Origin of the sequence: Maricaulis alexandrii (genome assembly GCF_005871165.1) — a bacterium.
Classification (GTDB): domain Bacteria; phylum Pseudomonadota; class Alphaproteobacteria; order Caulobacterales; family Maricaulaceae; genus Maricaulis; species Maricaulis alexandrii.
On record NZ_SWKP01000003.1, the window covers coordinates 655449 to 670462 of the forward strand.

Annotated in this window: 15 protein-coding genes; 3 read left to right on the plus strand and 12 right to left on the minus strand. The window is 63.5% G+C overall.

The genetic code is table 11. The features are described 5' to 3' along the window. Window positions 1-16: 16 nt before the first annotated feature. Genes ccoP through ccoN form a run of 4 tightly spaced genes read right to left on the minus strand, consistent with a single transcriptional unit; the run spans window position 17 to window position 3557 of the window. On the minus strand, window positions 17-946 hold the full coding sequence (gene ccoP / locus FCS99_RS03255; RefSeq protein ID WP_138510486.1) for a cytochrome-c oxidase, cbb3-type subunit III: 930 nt from the start codon (window positions 944-946) through the stop codon (window positions 17-19). Beyond that, window positions 936-1130 (minus strand): cbb3-type cytochrome c oxidase subunit 3, encoded by a 195-nt coding sequence (locus FCS99_RS03260; RefSeq protein WP_138510488.1) that lies wholly within the window; start codon window positions 1128-1130, stop codon window positions 936-938. The genes ccoP and FCS99_RS03260 overlap by 11 nt, the downstream gene beginning before the upstream one ends. A gap of 4 nt (window positions 1131-1134) precedes the next feature. Continuing rightward, complete coding sequence (ccoO, locus tag FCS99_RS03265) at window positions 1135-1893, minus strand: cytochrome-c oxidase, cbb3-type subunit II (RefSeq protein WP_138510490.1); 759 nt, start codon at window positions 1891-1893, stop codon at window positions 1135-1137. A gap of 11 nt (window positions 1894-1904) precedes the next feature. After that, complete coding sequence (gene ccoN / locus FCS99_RS03270; protein ID WP_138510492.1) at window positions 1905-3557, minus strand: cytochrome-c oxidase, cbb3-type subunit I; 1653 nt, start codon at window positions 3555-3557, stop codon at window positions 1905-1907. 197 nt (window positions 3558-3754) lie between these two features. Here ccoN and FCS99_RS03275 point away from each other — a divergent pair, with 197 nt between their 5' ends. Continuing rightward, window positions 3755-4813: a DUF2855 family protein gene (locus FCS99_RS03275; RefSeq protein ID WP_138510494.1), complete on the plus strand. Its 1059-nt coding sequence runs from the start codon at window positions 3755-3757 to the stop codon at window positions 4811-4813. A 16-nt stretch (window positions 4814-4829) separates the two neighbouring features. Here FCS99_RS03275 and fsa read toward each other — a convergent pair whose 3' ends face one another. Further along, window positions 4830-5483: a fructose-6-phosphate aldolase gene (gene fsa / locus FCS99_RS03280; protein ID WP_138510496.1), complete on the minus strand. Its 654-nt coding sequence runs from the start codon at window positions 5481-5483 to the stop codon at window positions 4830-4832. A gap of 217 nt (window positions 5484-5700) precedes the next feature. On the opposite strand from fsa, the gene FCS99_RS03285 reads away from it, so the two are divergent. Next, window positions 5701-6708, plus strand: a complete 1008-nt coding sequence (locus tag FCS99_RS03285; protein ID WP_138510498.1) for a hypothetical protein — start codon at window positions 5701-5703, stop codon at window positions 6706-6708. 80 nt (window positions 6709-6788) lie between these two features. Here FCS99_RS03285 and FCS99_RS03290 read toward each other — a convergent pair whose 3' ends face one another. From FCS99_RS03290 to FCS99_RS03315, 7 genes are all read right to left on the minus strand, one after another. Next, on the minus strand, window positions 6789-7154 hold the full coding sequence (locus FCS99_RS03290; protein ID WP_138510500.1) for an endonuclease domain-containing protein: 366 nt from the start codon (window positions 7152-7154) through the stop codon (window positions 6789-6791). Window positions 7155-7302: 148 nt separating this feature from the next. Next, window positions 7303-7893 (minus strand): GNAT family N-acetyltransferase, encoded by a 591-nt coding sequence (locus FCS99_RS03295; RefSeq protein ID WP_138510502.1) that lies wholly within the window; start codon window positions 7891-7893, stop codon window positions 7303-7305. Window positions 7894-7895: 2 nt separating this feature from the next. After that, a complete protein-coding gene (locus tag FCS99_RS03300; RefSeq protein WP_138510504.1) occupies window positions 7896-9149 on the minus strand; it encodes a threonine ammonia-lyase in 1254 nt (417 codons plus the stop codon). Window positions 9150-9234: 85 nt separating this feature from the next. After that, complete coding sequence (locus tag FCS99_RS16080; RefSeq protein ID WP_171036219.1) at window positions 9235-9384, minus strand: hypothetical protein; 150 nt, start codon at window positions 9382-9384, stop codon at window positions 9235-9237. A gap of 135 nt (window positions 9385-9519) precedes the next feature. Then, on the minus strand, window positions 9520-10089 hold the full coding sequence (locus tag FCS99_RS03305) for a DUF4287 domain-containing protein (RefSeq protein ID WP_138510506.1): 570 nt from the start codon (window positions 10087-10089) through the stop codon (window positions 9520-9522). Between the two features lie 11 nt (window positions 10090-10100). Beyond that, window positions 10101-10664, minus strand: a complete 564-nt coding sequence (locus FCS99_RS03310) for an SRPBCC domain-containing protein (protein ID WP_138510508.1) — start codon at window positions 10662-10664, stop codon at window positions 10101-10103. Then, the gene (locus FCS99_RS03315) at window positions 10661-11062 is read right to left on the minus strand and encodes an ArsR/SmtB family transcription factor (RefSeq protein WP_138510510.1); all 402 of its coding nucleotides are present in this window, start codon (window positions 11060-11062) and stop codon (window positions 10661-10663) included. Before FCS99_RS03315 ends, FCS99_RS03310 begins: the two co-directional genes overlap by 4 nt. A 181-nt stretch (window positions 11063-11243) precedes the next feature. Here FCS99_RS03315 and FCS99_RS03320 point away from each other — a divergent pair, with 181 nt between their 5' ends. Further along, window positions 11244-14774 carry a pyruvate carboxylase gene (locus tag FCS99_RS03320; RefSeq protein WP_138510512.1) on the plus strand — a complete coding sequence of 1177 codons (3531 nt, stop codon included), beginning with the start codon at window positions 11244-11246 and terminating at the stop codon, window positions 14772-14774. Window positions 14775-15014: the final 240 nt, after the last annotated feature.

Genomic DNA, 15014 nt, shown 5'->3' on the forward strand with positions numbered 1-15014 from the left:
TTGCAGACGATGCGACCTAGCGCCCCGTGGGACCGTTGGTCGCAGTCTCCGCTTCACCGCCGCCCAGCAGATAGACATAGGCAGCCAGGGCATCGATCGTGGCATCGTCCAGACGGCCTTCCCAGGCCGGCATGACGCCGTAGGGGCCGCGATAAATGACATCGATCACCTGCGACCGCTCACCGCCATACAGCCAGTCACGGTCCGTCAGGTTCGGAGCCCCCTGCAGGCGGTCACCTGTCCCGTCCGGCATGTGGCAGCTGGCACACTGGGCCTGGTAAATGGTCTCACCATTCTCCAGCGCCTCGGCCGAAGCCTCATGACCCGACAGGGAGAGGACATAGTCGGCGACATCGGCAATCTCGCTGCGGCTCAACAATTCATCGCGGCCGAAGGACGGCATTTGCGAGAAGTGCGTGTCGGGATGCTCGGCGCGAATGCCGAAGCGGATCGTGGTGCGGATTTCGTCATAGGAGCCGCCCCACAGCCAGACATCGTCATTCAGGTTGGGATAGCCCACGAAGCCTTGGGCCCCGGCCCCGTGACAAGTGGCGCAATTATCGCCGAAGGCCGATTCACCGGCCGCGCGGACAAAGCCGAGCAGTTGGGGATCATTCTCGATCTGATCGATCGAGGCGCCTTCCAGAGCGGCAAAGCCACTGGCCCGCTGGGCCTGGAGCTCTTCCACCGCAGCCGCGACATTGGCGCGTTCGGAGTGATCACGCAGACCGCGGGTGTGGTCGGTTTCACCCGCCAGGCCCGGCAGGGCCGGCCAGGCCGGCATCAGGACCCAGTAGACCACCGCCCAAGCGCAGGTCGCGTAGAAGATCCACAGCCACCAGCGCGGCAGGGGCGTGTCGAGTTCCTTGATCCCGTCCCAGGTGTGGCCCGTGGTCTGGGTGCCCGAGTGGGCGTCGTGTTCGACGTCGTGCTCATTATCGGACATGGATTTCGTCCTCATTCTGTCCGGACGTTTCCGGTGCATCGGATTCCGTGAGGGGCGCATTCGCCGCGGCGTCGAACTTCGCCTGGTTGCGGGGCCAGAGCGCATAGGCCAGCACACCCGCAAACAGGATCATGAAGATCAGGAGCCCCCCGGTCTGGGCGAAGGTGGAGAGTGTCTCGTACATCGCCCTACCTCAGATTTTCGTCGGCTTCGGCTTCATAGGTGGAGAAGTCCACCATGGTGCCGAGCACCTGGAGATAGGCCACCAGCGCGTCCATCTCTGTGACCCGCGACGGGTCGCCGTCGAAGTCCCGCATGAGGGCGTCCGGATAGCGTTCCTGGAAGCCGTCATAATCCATGGCGTACGGGTCGAGCTGGGTGGTCACGTCGGACACGGCCATCTCGATCATCTCGTCCGAGTAAGGCACGCCCACCCGGCGCAGGGCCCGGAGATTGGCGGCGACATTCTCGAAATCGAGCTCGCTCTCGGCCAGGAAGGGATAGTCCGGCATGATGGATTCCGGCACCACGGACTGAGGATTGGTCAGGTGGTCACGGTGCCATTCGTCCGAATACTTGCCCCCGACGCGGGCGAGGTCCGGCCCCGTCCGTTTGGAGCCCCACTGGAAGGGGTGATCATACATGCTCTCGGCCGCAAGCGAGTAGTGGCCGTAGCGCTCGACCTCGTCGCGCAGCGGGCGGACCATCTGCGAGTGGCAGTTATAGCAGCCCTCACGGATGTAGATGTCGCGGCCGATCTGCTCGAGCGGGGTGTAGGGGCGCACGCCCTCCACTTCCTCGATCGTGGAGTCCAGATAGAAGAGCGGTGCGATCTCGACGATCCCGCCGATCGACACGGTGACGAGGACGCCAACCGTGAGGATCAGGGAGTTCTGCTCGAACAGCTTGTTGTGGAGCTTGCTCCAGCGGCTTTTAGACTGTGCCATCAGACGCTCCCTTACTGTGCCGGAATGGCGGCGGTTTGAGGCACGACATTCTCGTCTTCCTCAGTCACGTCGCCCTTGATGGTGCGGTAGACATTGTAGGCCATGATCAGCGCCCCACCGAGGTAGAGCAGACCACCGACGGCCCGGATGATGTACTGGATGTGCATCGCTTCCACGGTCTCCACGAAGGAGAATTCCAGGAAGCCGAGCTCGTTATAGGCCCGCCACATCAGACCCTGCATGATCCCGGCGACCCACATCGAGGTGATGTAGAGCAGGATGCCGAAGGTCGCGATCCAGAAGTGCCAGTCGACCAGCGCCTTGGAGTGCATGCCCTTGCGCTTCCACAGCCAGGGAACCAGGCAGTACATGGCACCGAAGGAGATGAAGCCGACCCAGCCCAGGGCACCGGAGTGCACGTGACCAATGGTCCAGTCGGTATAGTGCGAGAGCGCGTTCACGGCGCGGATCGACATGACGGGACCTTCAAAGGTCGACATGCCGTAGAAGGCGACCGAGAGGACCAGCATCCGCACGACCGGGTCGGTGCGCAGCTTGTCCCACGCCCCCGACAGGGTCATCAGGCCGTTGATCATCCCGCCCCAGGACGGCATCCACAGCATGATCGAGAAGGTCATGCCCAGCGTCTGCGCCCATTCCGGCAGGGCCGTGTAGTGCAGGTGGTGCGGACCGGCCCAGATATAGATGAAGATCAGCGACCAGAAGTGGATGATCGACAGGCGGTAGGAATAGACCGGACGTTGCACGCGTTTGGGGATGAAGTAGTACATGATCCCCAGGAAGCCGGCCGTCAGGAAGAAGCCCACCGCATTGTGGCCGTACCACCACTGCGTCAGCGCATCCTGCACCCCGGCGAACAGCGAGTAGCTGCGCGAACCGAAGAAATCGACCGGCATGGCCAGATTGTTGACCACGTGCAGGACGGCAATGGTCACGATGAAGGCCAGGTAGAACCAGTTCGCCACATAGATATGCGGCTCCTTGCGCTTCCAGAGCGTGCCCAGGAAGACGAGGAGATAGACGACCCAGACCAGGGTCAGCCAGATATCAGCATACCATTCCGGCTCGGCATATTCCTTCGACTGGGTGATGCCGATGATATAGCCGGAGGCCGCGATGACGATGAAGAACTGGTATCCCCAGAACACGAACCAGGGCCAGATCCCGCCGGCAATCCGGGTGCGGCAAGTGCGCTGGACCACGTAGAAGGAGGTGGCCAGCAAGGCGTTACCGCCAAAGGCGAAGATCACCGCCGAGGTGTGCAGCGGGCGCAGACGGCCGAAATTGGTGAAGCCGAAAGCCTCGATATTGAGCACCGGGAAGGCCAGCTGCAGGGCGATGATCACCCCGACCAGCAAGCCGGCAATGCCCCAGAACATGGTGGCGATGACGCCGGCCTTGATCAGGTTTTCATTGTATTCCCGCTCGTCATTGATCACGCCACCGCCGGCCATGGTGCCGACGAGCATGATGATGCCGGTCAGGAAACCGCCCAGGATCAGCCAGGACTGACCCCGCATGGCGGCGTCGGGTGCATAGGCAGCCGCGAAGAGCGACCACAAAGCCCCAAGAATTGTGATGAGAAAGACGGCTGCCGTGCTGGGATCGTTCCCGGCCCGACGAAGCCCTTGAGCGATCGTCATTTGCGCCCCCGGATGGCTGTTATTGGCCCCGGTGTAGCGCAGAATTCCGCAAAAACTCTATGGCAATTTGTCGCGTGCGACGAAAGGGTTCTGCGCCACATCCTTGACGGGCAGTGGAGCACACGACCGGTCGCATGTCACCACTTGAACAAACGTCCCCCTTCCCGCACACACGTATAAAAATATGGGAGGAAAGAATGGGTTGGTCCCTGTCCATCGACAAGACGTCGATCAATGACGCCAAGATCGCGCAATTTAATGAAACCCCGCTGCAGGATGGCGAGACCCGCCTGCGCGTGGATCGCTTTGCCCTGACGGCCAATAACATCACCTATGCGGCCTTCGGTCATGCGATGCGGTACTGGGATTTCTTCCCGGGTGAGGATGGCCGCGGCCGGCTCCCGGTCTGGGGGTTCGCGGAAATTGTGGAAAACACGGTCGAGGGCCTGTCGGTCGGCGAGCGGATCTATGGCTATTTCCCGGCCGGGTCCGAACTCATCGTCAAACCGGGCCGGATCGAGGATCAGCGATTCTTCGACATGGCCGAACACCGGGCCGAACTGGCGCCCGCCTACAACACCTATACCCGCTGCGCCGCGGATCCGGCCTGGTCGCAGGCGATGGAGCCGGCGCAGATGGTGCTGCAGCCGCTCTTCATCACGGCTTTTCTGCTGGACTTCCACCTGCGCGACAAGGCGGACGGCCCGGTCCTGCTGACCAGTGCCTCCTCCAAGACGGCGATCGCCCTCGCCTTCCTGCTCAAGGCCGCCGGCAAGCCGGCCCACGCCCTGACCTCGCCCCGCAATGCGGACTTCGTCAAAGGCCTGGACCTCTATGACGGGGTGACGACCTATGATGACCTGGACGGGCTGACCGGAATGGACGGCGCTGTGATCGTGGATTTCGCGGGCGACTCGAAACTCAACAAGGCCCTGCACGAAACACTGGCCGGCCAGCTGGAGGCGAATATCCGCGTCGGCGGAGCGCACTGGGAAAACAGTGCCCCGCCCAAGGATTTGCCGCCGCCCAAACCGCAATTCTTCTTTGCGCCGGATGCGGCCCGCACGCTGATCAAGGAATGGGGCCAGGACGAGTTTGACCGGGTCTACAAAAGCGCCTGGACGAATTTCGCCAACGCGGCTTCAAACCTGTTCGACTTTCAGGCCTATCCGGGCGCCGACGGCTGCCAGGAAACCTATGACGCCCTGATCAAGGGCGAGGTCCCGGCCAAGGCGGCGCTCTACGTGCAGAATTAGAGGATGACGAGACCGGTCAGAGAATGCTCTGGCCGGTCTTTTCCCAATCGGCCATGAAGGCTTCCAGGCCGGCATCGGTGAGCTTGTGCTTGACCAGGCCCTTGAGCACGGAGGGCGGCACGGTGGCGACATCGGCACCGGCCAGGGCGCATTGCTGGACATGGTCGGCGGAACGGATCGAGGCGGCGAGGATCTGCGTCTCGAAGCCGTAATTGTCGTAGATGATCCGCAAATTCTCGATCAACTCCATCCCGTCGACGCCGAGATCGTCCAGTCGGCCGATGAAGGGCGAGATATAGGTGGCCCCGGCCTTGGCGGCGAGCAGGCCCTGATTGGCCGAGAAGCACAGGGTGACATTGGTCTTGATGCCGTCAGCGGTGAGTCCCTGGCAGGCTTTCAGGCCTTCAAACGTCAGGGGCAGTTTCACCACGACATTGTCGGCCAGGGCGGCCAGTTTGCGGCCCTCTTCCAGCATGGTGGGGGCGTCGAGCGCGGTGACCTCGGCGCTGACCGGGCCGGAGACGAGCGCACAGATTTCCTTCGTCACCTCAATGAAATCGCGGCCCGATTTGGCGATCAGGGACGGGTTGGTGGTCACACCATCCACGAGGCCCGCTTCGTCCAGTTCACGGATATCGACGATGTCGGCGGTATCTACGAAGAATTTCATGTCTCATCTCCCGTCAGGACACGCACCAGGCTCCGGTGAGCCTGATTGCACGTGCGCCTAGCATGCGTGTGTGACGATGGGATGCCAAGCGGGGCTGTGCAGGTTGTTCGTGGCAAATTCTGGCTGGTCACGACATTGGTTTGGAAATCCGGCGGGTTGTTTCCTATGCCGCAGCATCGGCGCTACGCGCCTGATCCGACAAATCCAGGATGATTGAATGTTTGCGTGTGAAGCCCTGGCCAGCGCCCTGCTGGCATTGAGTGCTCCGGACCACGGGGCGTATGAATGTGTGGAGACAGAGGCCGGAATTGCCGTAGCCCGGGATGTGGAAACCGCACACAGGTTCGCGACCGCCATTGAAACAGCCCGGTCCCAGTTCAGCGTCCACTACGGATCCGCACCGCAGCAGCGAGTCGCCATCGTCCAGGGCAATACCGCCCGGGCCGAACTGGCGCCGAGACTGATTCATGAGGGGTATTCCGTGGTGCTGCCCTGGCTGGATCCGGCCGAGGAACGGGCCCAGCTTGCCGAGCGCATCCGAGCCCAGGTCGCCGGCCAGCTGCCCGACCTGCCGGACGACCGGATCGATGCGCTGGTGGCCCGGGCCCTGCCGGCCCCGGAGGAGCCCACCCCGCGTGACATCGCTCTCGATACGGCTGCCATTGCCCATGAACTGGGTCATCTCTGGTATATCCGGACCTTCTGGACGGCAGAGGCCGGCACGGAGTCGCACTATGGTGGCCCGGCCCCGGACTGGCTGGACGAGATCGCCGGGGTCGCGATGGAAACCGGCGACTTGCTGGACCAGCGCCGGGCCGCGCTGCGCGATCCGCAACGCGGTCCCTATCCGCCCCTGTCGGACTTTCTCGCCATGCCCCACCCACTGGCCGTTCTGGCCGCCGCGGCCGCGGAACAGCATCAAGGCGAGATCGGTGAAGGACAGGCCCGGGTGATCCGTCTGAGCGGGGAAGACGCCGAACGCCTCCTCAATGGTGCCGCGACCGACCCGTCGAGCTACTACATCCAGGCTCGCGGATTTCTGGATTATCTGACCGACCGCGCCGGCCGTGCGCCCCTGATCCCCCTGACCCAGGCCCTGCAATCGGGCCAAACGCTGGATGAATGGCTTGCCGACGCGGGAGCGGCGCATGGGTTGCCCGGCAGTGTCGACGCGCTGGAGGCGGACTGGGAGGCCTGGCTGGGTGGCGTGCGTGGGGCGCCTTGAGGGGGCGCAATCCTGACCGAGTTGGCATCGGAACGCTTCGCGTTTCACCCCTTCCGCCCGCTTCGCGGGCACCTTCCCCATCAAGGGGAAGGAGGGCCTGTCATGTCCTCGATCAGTGTCATGATCCCGTCCATCACGGCGGAGATGTCGTTGTGGACTTCGTGGTTCCAGGCACGAAAGACGGTGAAGCCCTGGCTTTTCAGCCACGCATCGCGCTGTGCATCGCGTCGTGCATGACCATCGAGCGTGTGTTGGCCTCCATCGATCTCCACAATCAGTTTGGGATGGAAGCAGGCAAAATCGACGATAAAGGGACCCAGCGGGACTTGCCGCCGGAACTTGATCCCGGACGAGCGCCATTCACGAAGATGAAGCCAGACCTTGGCTTCGTGCTTGGTCAGCCGACGACGCAATGCTTTGGCTTGGGATGTCAGCGGGCTCCTCATGCCCTGATCCAAGCACAATGGGGCCGGTTGCAGCGTGATGCAGATCGCACCCGCCCTCCTCGCCCTTGATGGGCGAGGGGGACCGCGAAGCGGTGGAGTGGGTGACTTGCAAAGACCAGAAAGCGCGTCGCGCTTTCGCCATATCCCCCTACCCCACCGATTTCCGCATGCGGGTCAGGGGCACGCCCACACCATCCGGTGTCGGTTCATACCAGTCCTCCACCGGTTCGTAGCCGGCGGCCTTGTAGAGGTGGGCGCCGGAGCGGGTGGCGGCGAGTTCGACGGTGGTGAAGCCGGCGGCGGCGGCTTCGGCTTCACAGCGGGTGAGGATGAGCCGGCCGAGGCCCTGACGGGTGAAGTCGGGATGGGTGTACATGGCGCGCACGCGGGCCGGTTCCGTCTTCGGATCGAGCGGACGGGAATTGCGGCCGGCGGTGGCATCGCCACCGAACAGGGTGGCCCGGCGGGACCAGCCGCCACAGGCAACCAGCGTGTCACCGGACCAGACGGTGAGATAGGTGCCATCCCCGACGAGCTCGCGATCCACGCCCATGATGTGGCGCGAGGCCGCGACTTCGGCGTCGTCGAGATCGGCGGGCAGAAGCGCGGCAATCGAGTGTTCGACCAGGGCCTCGATGGCGGGAACATCCAGCGGTGTGGCGTGGCGGACGATCATGTCGGGCTGTCTCCGGGAATAATCGGCGCGGCCGTCAGCAGCCGCCGTTTCGAGCACGGCCATGATCAATATCCTGCCGGCTCGACCCGGAAACCCGCCTCGCGCAGTGCGGCCTCGATCCGGTCCATATGGGCGGCGTCCTGCGCCTCCAGGGAGATGTCGATATAGGTCACCTTGGCGGGCAGGTCCGAGAAGGTCTTGTGATAGGCCACATCGGTGACATTACCCTCGGCGCGGGAGATCACCTCGGAGACCTTTGAGAGCTGGCCGGGCACATCGACCAATTCGATGCGCAGGCGCGCCAGACGGCGTGAGCGGGCCAGATCGCGCAGGAGGAGCGAGGACAGGAGGCGGGTGTCGACATTGCCGCCGGTGAGGACGAGACCAACCTTCTTGCCGCGGAACCGGTCCGGATCCGCCAGAAGACCGGCGAGCCCCGCTGCACCGGCGCCCTCGGGCAGGACGCGAAGATGGGAGATGAAAAGGTTGAGCGCGCGCTCGATCTGGCGCTCATCAACCAGCAGGACCTCATCCAGCAGATCCATGAGGATGGCGCGGGTCGCCTCGCCCGGATCGCGCACGGCGATGCCCTCGGCCAGGGTGAAGCCGCCGATCGGCCGGTTTGTCCCGTGATAGAGATTGGCGAAGGAGGGAAAGAGGTCGGACTGGACGCCGACCAGTTCGATTTCCGGATTGATGCGTCGGGCCGCCAGGCCGCAACCGGCCGCCAGGCCACCCCCGCCGATCGGCAGGACGAGCGTGTCCAGATCGGGATATTGGGCCAGCATTTCCATCGCCAGCGTGCCCTGCCCGGCCAGCACGACCGGATCATCGAAGGGATGGACGAAGACCGCACCGGTCGCCTCGCTGAGAGAGGCGGCATGCGCTTTGGCCGCATCGAAATCGGCGCCGACGATGTCGACCTCGGCCCCCAGGGCCCTGGTCTGGTGCACTTTCACCATCGGCGTGCCTTCCGGCATCACGATGGTCGCCTTGATGCCCATGGCCACGGCATGGCGTGCCACGCCCTGGGCGTGATTGCCGGCCGAGGCTGCCACGACACCGCGCTTGCGCTCCTCCTCCGTCAGGGCGGACAGGCGGGCAAAGGCGCCGCGCTCCTTGAAGGAGCCGGTGGCCTGGAGATTTTCCAGCTTGACCACGACCTCGCAATCCAGCGCCTTGGACAGGGCCGGTGATGGCAAGCAGGGCGAATTGAGAATCCCGCCCATGCCCTGTGCGTGGAGGGATTCAACAAAGGCGAAGGCGCCGGTGAGATCCGGAGCGAACGGAGTTTCGGTTTTCAACGCAGTATGGGGCATGCGGGTCTCCGGTATGACCGCACACGAAAAAGCCCCGCTCCTTTTGGAGCGAGGCCTGTTTTCCGTGCGGTCATCCTGGTGGATGTCAAACGGGTGTCGGCAGCGCTCCCAGCAGGGCGGCTCCAATAATGATCGAAATGGTAATGAGACCGGCCGTCATGAGGAGACGCGCGCGCTCGGCCCGGTCCTCGTCAATCCGCTTGGCAATCGCAATGGCTTTGGCGCGCTGGCGCATGCCGGTTCTCCTGTGTTTCAAATGACAAGATGGCGACGGTTTTTCAAAGAGTCCAGTGCCAGAGCGCAAAACTTGCGCAGTTGCATGATTAATGATCCCGGACGCGCACAACCCTGCCAGGACCCGGCCGCCCCCCTAGCCGGCCGCGTCATAGGCCGCCTTGAGCCAGGCGATCAGCTCCGCGTCCACCTCGTCCACCGAGGCCAGTTTCACGCGATGGCTGACCATGGCGTTGAAGGAGCCGGACGCTTCCAGCCGGCCCCGCGGTTCATGGCCCTTGAGATTGATGCCGACATCGACGCGGGTCTTGGTGGACGGCTGGATGAGGCCGAACTGCTTGGCCCGGCGAAGGGAGACATAGGCCTTCTTGGGCGCCAGCTCGACATCGCTGCCAAAGCCCTGGACGGCGTCAATCAGGGCATCATGGATCGGCTTCAGCGCCGCCTTTCCGCCGGCATACTGGGCCGCGACCAGGTCGCCCTCGGCGGCCGGTGCGGAAATCACGCCATTGCGGGCCTCATGGGCGACAAGATTGGCAAAACCATGGGTCATGCCGTGCTCGGTCTTGAGCAGCTTGATCATCTCGCCATGCTTTTCCAGCCCGCTGGCCTGGATGATGGTGATCCAGTCCTGCAGCGGTTTGCCGGTCTTTTCCGGCATGTTGGCGACCATGCTGTCGCGCATCTCTTCCGGTGATTTGGCCATGTTGATCTCCCCTATTGCCCCTTGATCCGGTCAAGCGGCCAGTTTTCCGATTTGGCCGCCTTGGGTGTCATCGGGGCCATCAGCGAGAACATGAAAAGCATCATGCGGCCGCCGAACGTCGCCTTTCCGGTCTCCACGACGGCCTTGAGGTTTTCGCAGATGAATTTGGCACCCTGGGCCATCTGCTTCTCGGAATTCGTGACCGGATCACTGGCCGCGTGTTCATTTATCAAGGTGAATTGCGTGCCGCCCTCAACCTCTTCCAGCTCGTAACGAACCACCGAGGCCGGGTCATCGGACGTGGTGAAGCGGAAGGTGTGCGCATAGCGGTGCGGCGGCGAGAATTCGAGCACTTCACCAATGGCCATCGTGTACTTGCCGTCCGGACTGCGCATGGCAAAGGGCGCCCCGCTTTCCAGTCCCGGCGTATCGTACTGGCCGCCGAAGAAGAAGGGCGAGGGCCGGTCCGTGCGGACCAGTTCGGACCAGACGGTTTCGATCGAGGCCTGGATGATGACCCGGTAAATGGAGGTCCTCACCTCGCCGGTTGGTGCAGCTTGCGTCGCCGTATTCATGTTTTTGTCCCCCTTTTGGATGCCTGGATCGGTGTCACGGATGCCGGTTCCGGCGCGGCGGCACCGGTCTCGGCGGCGCGCTGTTCGGCCCTGTATTTGATGTCCAGCAGCTTGCCGGCCCACAGGGCGGAATACTCGCTGGACCAGCGGTCATGGATCATCTGGATCGGCACGACATTCATGTAGAGATGGCGGACCCGGCCGCGTTTCTGCGAGATCAGCAGACCCGCCTCTTCCAGCACGGTCAGGTGCCGCATCACGGCAATGCGGCTGACATCGAAACCGGCCGCCACCTCGCCCACGGAACAGCCGGGATGGTTCATCACGAAATCGAGCATGCGCCGGCGCTGGGCATTGCCCAGGGCCTGAAACACCGCATCCATCGAGTCCGGGGTCATCGCCGCCTCACCGCAAACATGTAACATATACATTACCTATTGGCGGCGGCGTTTTGTCAATCGGGAATTTGGGATCGGGTCTATTTCTTGATATACAAGGCGTTAGCGGATGAACCCGTTTCCTGCCGGCCTCTAGCAACACCCCGTCCCGGCTGTTCGCAATCGCAATAATTCGCTTCCCATGACGCCCCAAACCGCGTTTCATGGTATCGGTATCATTTCCATCATTCCTGACGCCGCCGAGAAGAGGTTCGCCTTGCCCGACCGCCAGACGCCCGAAAAACTGCTTGTCGCCAACCGCTCCGAAATCGCCATCCGCATCATGCGGGCGGCCACGGAGCTGGGGCTGAAAACCGTCGCCATCTATGCCGAAGAGGACAAGCTGGCGCTGCACCGGTTCAAGGCGGATGAGAGTTACCGGGTCGGTGCCGGACTGGGTCCGGTGAAAGCCTATCTGGATATCGACGGCATCATCGCCATCGCCAAGAAGTGCGGCGCGACCCTGATCCATCCCGGTTATGGCTTCCTGTCGGAAAACCCGGATTTCGCCGAGGCTTGTGCCGCGGCAGGCCTGACTTTTGTCGGCCCCTCCCCCGATGTCATGAAATCCCTCGGCAACAAGGTCGCCGCGCGCAATATGGCCGTGGACGCCGAAGTGCCGGTCGTGCCGGCCACGGGCCCGCTCTCGGAGGATCCGGCCGACTGGGCGAAACTGGCCGGTGAGGTCGGCTATCCGCTGATGCTGAAGGCGAGCTGGGGCGGTGGCGGCCGCGGCATGCGCGTGGTGGAAAACGAGGACGAGCTGAAGAACCAGGTCGAGGCCGGCCGACGCGAGGCGGAAAGCGCCTTCGGCAATGGCGAGGTCTATCTGGAAAAACTGATCCGCAAGGCGCGGCATATCGAGGTCCAGATCCTCGGCGACAGCCATGGCAATCTGGTGCATCTCTATGAGCGCGACTGCACGGTGCAGCGGCGGAACCAGAAAGTGGTCGAACGCGCGCCGGCCCCGGACATGGATGCCGAGACCCGCGAAGCGATCTGCGAGGCGGCCCTGCGCCTGACCCGGCATGCGGGTTATTGCGGCGCGGGCACGGTGGAATTCCTGCTCGATGCGGAGACGCGGAAATTCTACTTCATCGAGGTCAATCCGCGTGTCCAGGTGGAGCATACGGTGACCGAGGAAGTCACCGGGATCGATATCGTCCGCGCCCAGATCCAGATCGCCCGCGGCGGCCATATCAGCGTTGAGACAGAGACCGGTGTGCCCGTCCAGGACGACATCAAACTGCACGGCCATGCCCTGCAATGCCGGGTCACCACGGAAGACCCGCAGAACAGTTTCACCCCGGATTATGGCCGCATCACCGCCTATCGCGGCGCCACCGGGTTCGGCATCCGCCTGGATGGCGGCACCGCCTATTCCGGCGCGGTGATCACCCGCTATTTCGACAGCCTGCTGGAAAAGGTGACGGCCTGGGCGGCAACGCCGGAAGAGGCCGTGCGCCGGATGGACCGGGCGCTGCGCGAATTCCGAATCCGCGGCGTGTCGACCAATATCGCCTTCCTGGAAAACGTCATCAATCACCCGGACTTCGTCTCCGGCGACATCACGACGCGCTTCATCGACACGACGCCGGAACTCTTTGATTTCCCCAAACGGCGCGACCGGGCGACCCGGCTCCTGACCTATATCGCCGACGTCTCGGTGAACGGGAATCCGGAGGTGAAGGGCCGGCCGAAACCGCCCGCCCATGCGCCCACCCCGGTGCCGCCGGCCGTGTCCGGGGCCGCCCTGCAGGAGGGCACGAAACAGATCCTCGACCAGCACGGGCCGGAAGGCCTGCGCGACTGGATGCTGGACCAGAACCGCGTCCTGATCACCGACACGACGATGCGCGATGCGCACCAGTCCCTGCTGGCCACCCGCATGCGCTCCTTCGACATGGTCGCGGTGGCGGATGCCTATGCGGAACACCTGCACGACCTCTTCTCGATCGAGTGCTGGGGCGGGGCGACCTTCGACGTCGCCCTGCGCTTCCTGAAGGAGGACAGCTGGGACCGGCTGGCCGATCTGCGCGAGCGCGTGCCCAATGTGATGCTGCAAATGCTGCTGCGGGCCTCCAATGCGGTCGGCTACACGAATTACCCGGACAATGCCGTGGACCATTTCGTCCATCAGGCGGCGGAGACCGGAATTGATGTGTTCCGCGTCTTCGACAGTCTGAACTGGGCGGAGAACATGAAGGTCGCCATGGAGAGCGTCCTCAAGACGGACCGGCTCTGCGAGGCAGCGATCTGCTACACCGGCGATCTGGGCAATCCGGACCGGCCGAAATACCAGCTGGACTATTATCTGGAACTGGCGCGCGAGCTGAAGGGGGCCGGGGCGCACATTCTGGGTATCAAGGACATGGCCGGTCTGGCCCGACCGGCGCAGATCCGCACCCTCGTCAAGGCGCTCAAGGACGAGACCGGCCTGCCGATTCATTATCACACGCACGACACGTCCGGCATTGCGGCTGCGACCGTATTGGCCGCCTGCGAAGCGGGCGCCGATGCGGTGGATGCGGCGATGGACAGTTTCTCCGGACTGACCTCCCAGGCCAATCTGGGCTCGATCGTCACAGCACTGGGCGACACGACGCGCGACAGCGGGCTCTCGCCGGCCACGATCCGGCGCTTCTCGGATTATTGGGAAGACGTCCGCACCCAGTATGCCGCGTTTGAATCCGACCTGCGCTCCGGCGCGTCGGAGGTCTATCTGCACGAAATGCCGGGCGGCCAGTTCACCAATCTGAAGGAACAGGCCCGCGCCGTCGGGCTGGCGGAACGCTGGCACGCGGTCGCCAAGATGTATGCGGACGTCAACCAGATGTTCGGCGATATCGTGAAGGTGACGCCCTCCTCCAAGGTCGTCGGCGACATGGCGCTCTACATGGTCTCCTCCGGGCTGAGTGTGGAGGATGTGCTCGACCCGGACACGGACATCACCTTCCCGGACAGTGTGATCGGCTTGTTGCGGGGCGATCTGGGTCAACCGCCGGGCGGCTGGCCGAAAGACCTCCAGGCCAAGGCGCTGAAAGGTGAAAAAGCCTCCACCGACCGGCCGGGCAAGCATCTGCCGCCGACCGATTTCGACGCCGTGCGCGAGACGATCAAGGGCCATGCCGGACGCGACGTGAACGAGAATGATGTCGCCTCGGCGGTGATGTATCCCAAGGTCTTCGCCGATTACGAAAAGCACCGCGCGCAATATGGCCGCGTCGACAAGCTGCCCACGCCAGTCTTCTTCTACGGCATGGAGCCAGGCGGCGAGATCTCCGTCGATATCGACAAGGGCAAGACGCTGAATATCCGTCTGATGACGATCGGCGAGGCCGATGATCAGGGCTGCCGCGAGGTCTTCTTTGAACTCAATGGCCAGCCGCGCGTGATCCGCGTCGATGACCGCTCCGTGGCATCAACGGTGGAGGCGAATGAAAAGGCCGACGCCGCCAACCCGGCCCATGTCCCCGCCCCCATGCCCGGCCTGATCGCGACCCTGGTCGCCAGTGAGGGTCAGACGGTGAAGGCCGGCGATGTGCTGATGACGCTAGAGGCCATGAAGATGGAAACCTCGATCACGGCCGCGCAGGCGGGCACGGTGAAGCGGCTGGCGGTAAAGGCCGGAACGCAGGTCGATGCCAAGGATTTGCTGGCGGTGGTGGAGTAGGTTTTGGGTTTGGCCCTTCGGGCCGCCCCCTCACCCGGCGCATGCGCGCCACCCTCTCCCGCAAGGGGAGAGGGAGTTTCCATTGAGCGTTGACCTCCTCCTTCTCCCCTCGCGGGAGAAGCAACTATGTCGTTTGCATTTCTGATTGCCATGGTGTTTGGCGTTTCAGGACGAGGTTTGCAGCCTCGATGAGCTTTCGCATGACGGCGACGTTGACGAGTTTGGGTGGTTTGCCGGCGT

What these genes read in the sequence shown, in the direction of transcription:
- ccoP (WP_138510486.1), bottom strand. Translation starts at nt 946, where the DNA reads ATGTCCGATAATGAGCACGACGTCGAACACGACGCCCACTCGGGCACC.
- FCS99_RS03260 (WP_138510488.1), bottom strand. Translation starts at nt 1,130, where the DNA reads ATGTACGAGACACTCTCCACCTTCGCCCAGACCGGGGGGCTCCTGATC.
- ccoO (WP_138510490.1), bottom strand. Translation starts at nt 1,893, where the DNA reads ATGGCACAGTCTAAAAGCCGCTGGAGCAAGCTCCACAACAAGCTGTTC.
- ccoN (WP_138510492.1), bottom strand. Translation starts at nt 3,557, where the DNA reads ATGACGATCGCTCAAGGGCTTCGTCGGGCCGGGAACGATCCCAGCACG.
- FCS99_RS03275 (WP_138510494.1), top strand. Translation starts at nt 3,755, where the DNA reads ATGGGTTGGTCCCTGTCCATCGACAAGACGTCGATCAATGACGCCAAG.
- fsa (WP_138510496.1), bottom strand. Translation starts at nt 5,483, where the DNA reads ATGAAATTCTTCGTAGATACCGCCGACATCGTCGATATCCGTGAACTG.
- FCS99_RS03285 (WP_138510498.1), top strand. Translation starts at nt 5,701, where the DNA reads ATGTTTGCGTGTGAAGCCCTGGCCAGCGCCCTGCTGGCATTGAGTGCT.
- FCS99_RS03290 (WP_138510500.1), bottom strand. Translation starts at nt 7,154, where the DNA reads ATGAGGAGCCCGCTGACATCCCAAGCCAAAGCATTGCGTCGTCGGCTG.
- FCS99_RS03295 (WP_138510502.1), bottom strand. Translation starts at nt 7,893, where the DNA reads ATGGCCGTGCTCGAAACGGCGGCTGCTGACGGCCGCGCCGATTATTCC.
- FCS99_RS03300 (WP_138510504.1), bottom strand. Translation starts at nt 9,149, where the DNA reads ATGCCCCATACTGCGTTGAAAACCGAAACTCCGTTCGCTCCGGATCTC.
- FCS99_RS16080 (WP_171036219.1), bottom strand. Translation starts at nt 9,384, where the DNA reads ATGCGCCAGCGCGCCAAAGCCATTGCGATTGCCAAGCGGATTGACGAG.
- FCS99_RS03305 (WP_138510506.1), bottom strand. Translation starts at nt 10,089, where the DNA reads ATGGCCAAATCACCGGAAGAGATGCGCGACAGCATGGTCGCCAACATG.
- FCS99_RS03310 (WP_138510508.1), bottom strand. Translation starts at nt 10,664, where the DNA reads ATGAATACGGCGACGCAAGCTGCACCAACCGGCGAGGTGAGGACCTCC.
- FCS99_RS03315 (WP_138510510.1), bottom strand. Translation starts at nt 11,062, where the DNA reads ATGACCCCGGACTCGATGGATGCGGTGTTTCAGGCCCTGGGCAATGCC.
- FCS99_RS03320 (WP_138510512.1), top strand. Translation starts at nt 11,244, where the DNA reads ATGACGCCCCAAACCGCGTTTCATGGTATCGGTATCATTTCCATCATT.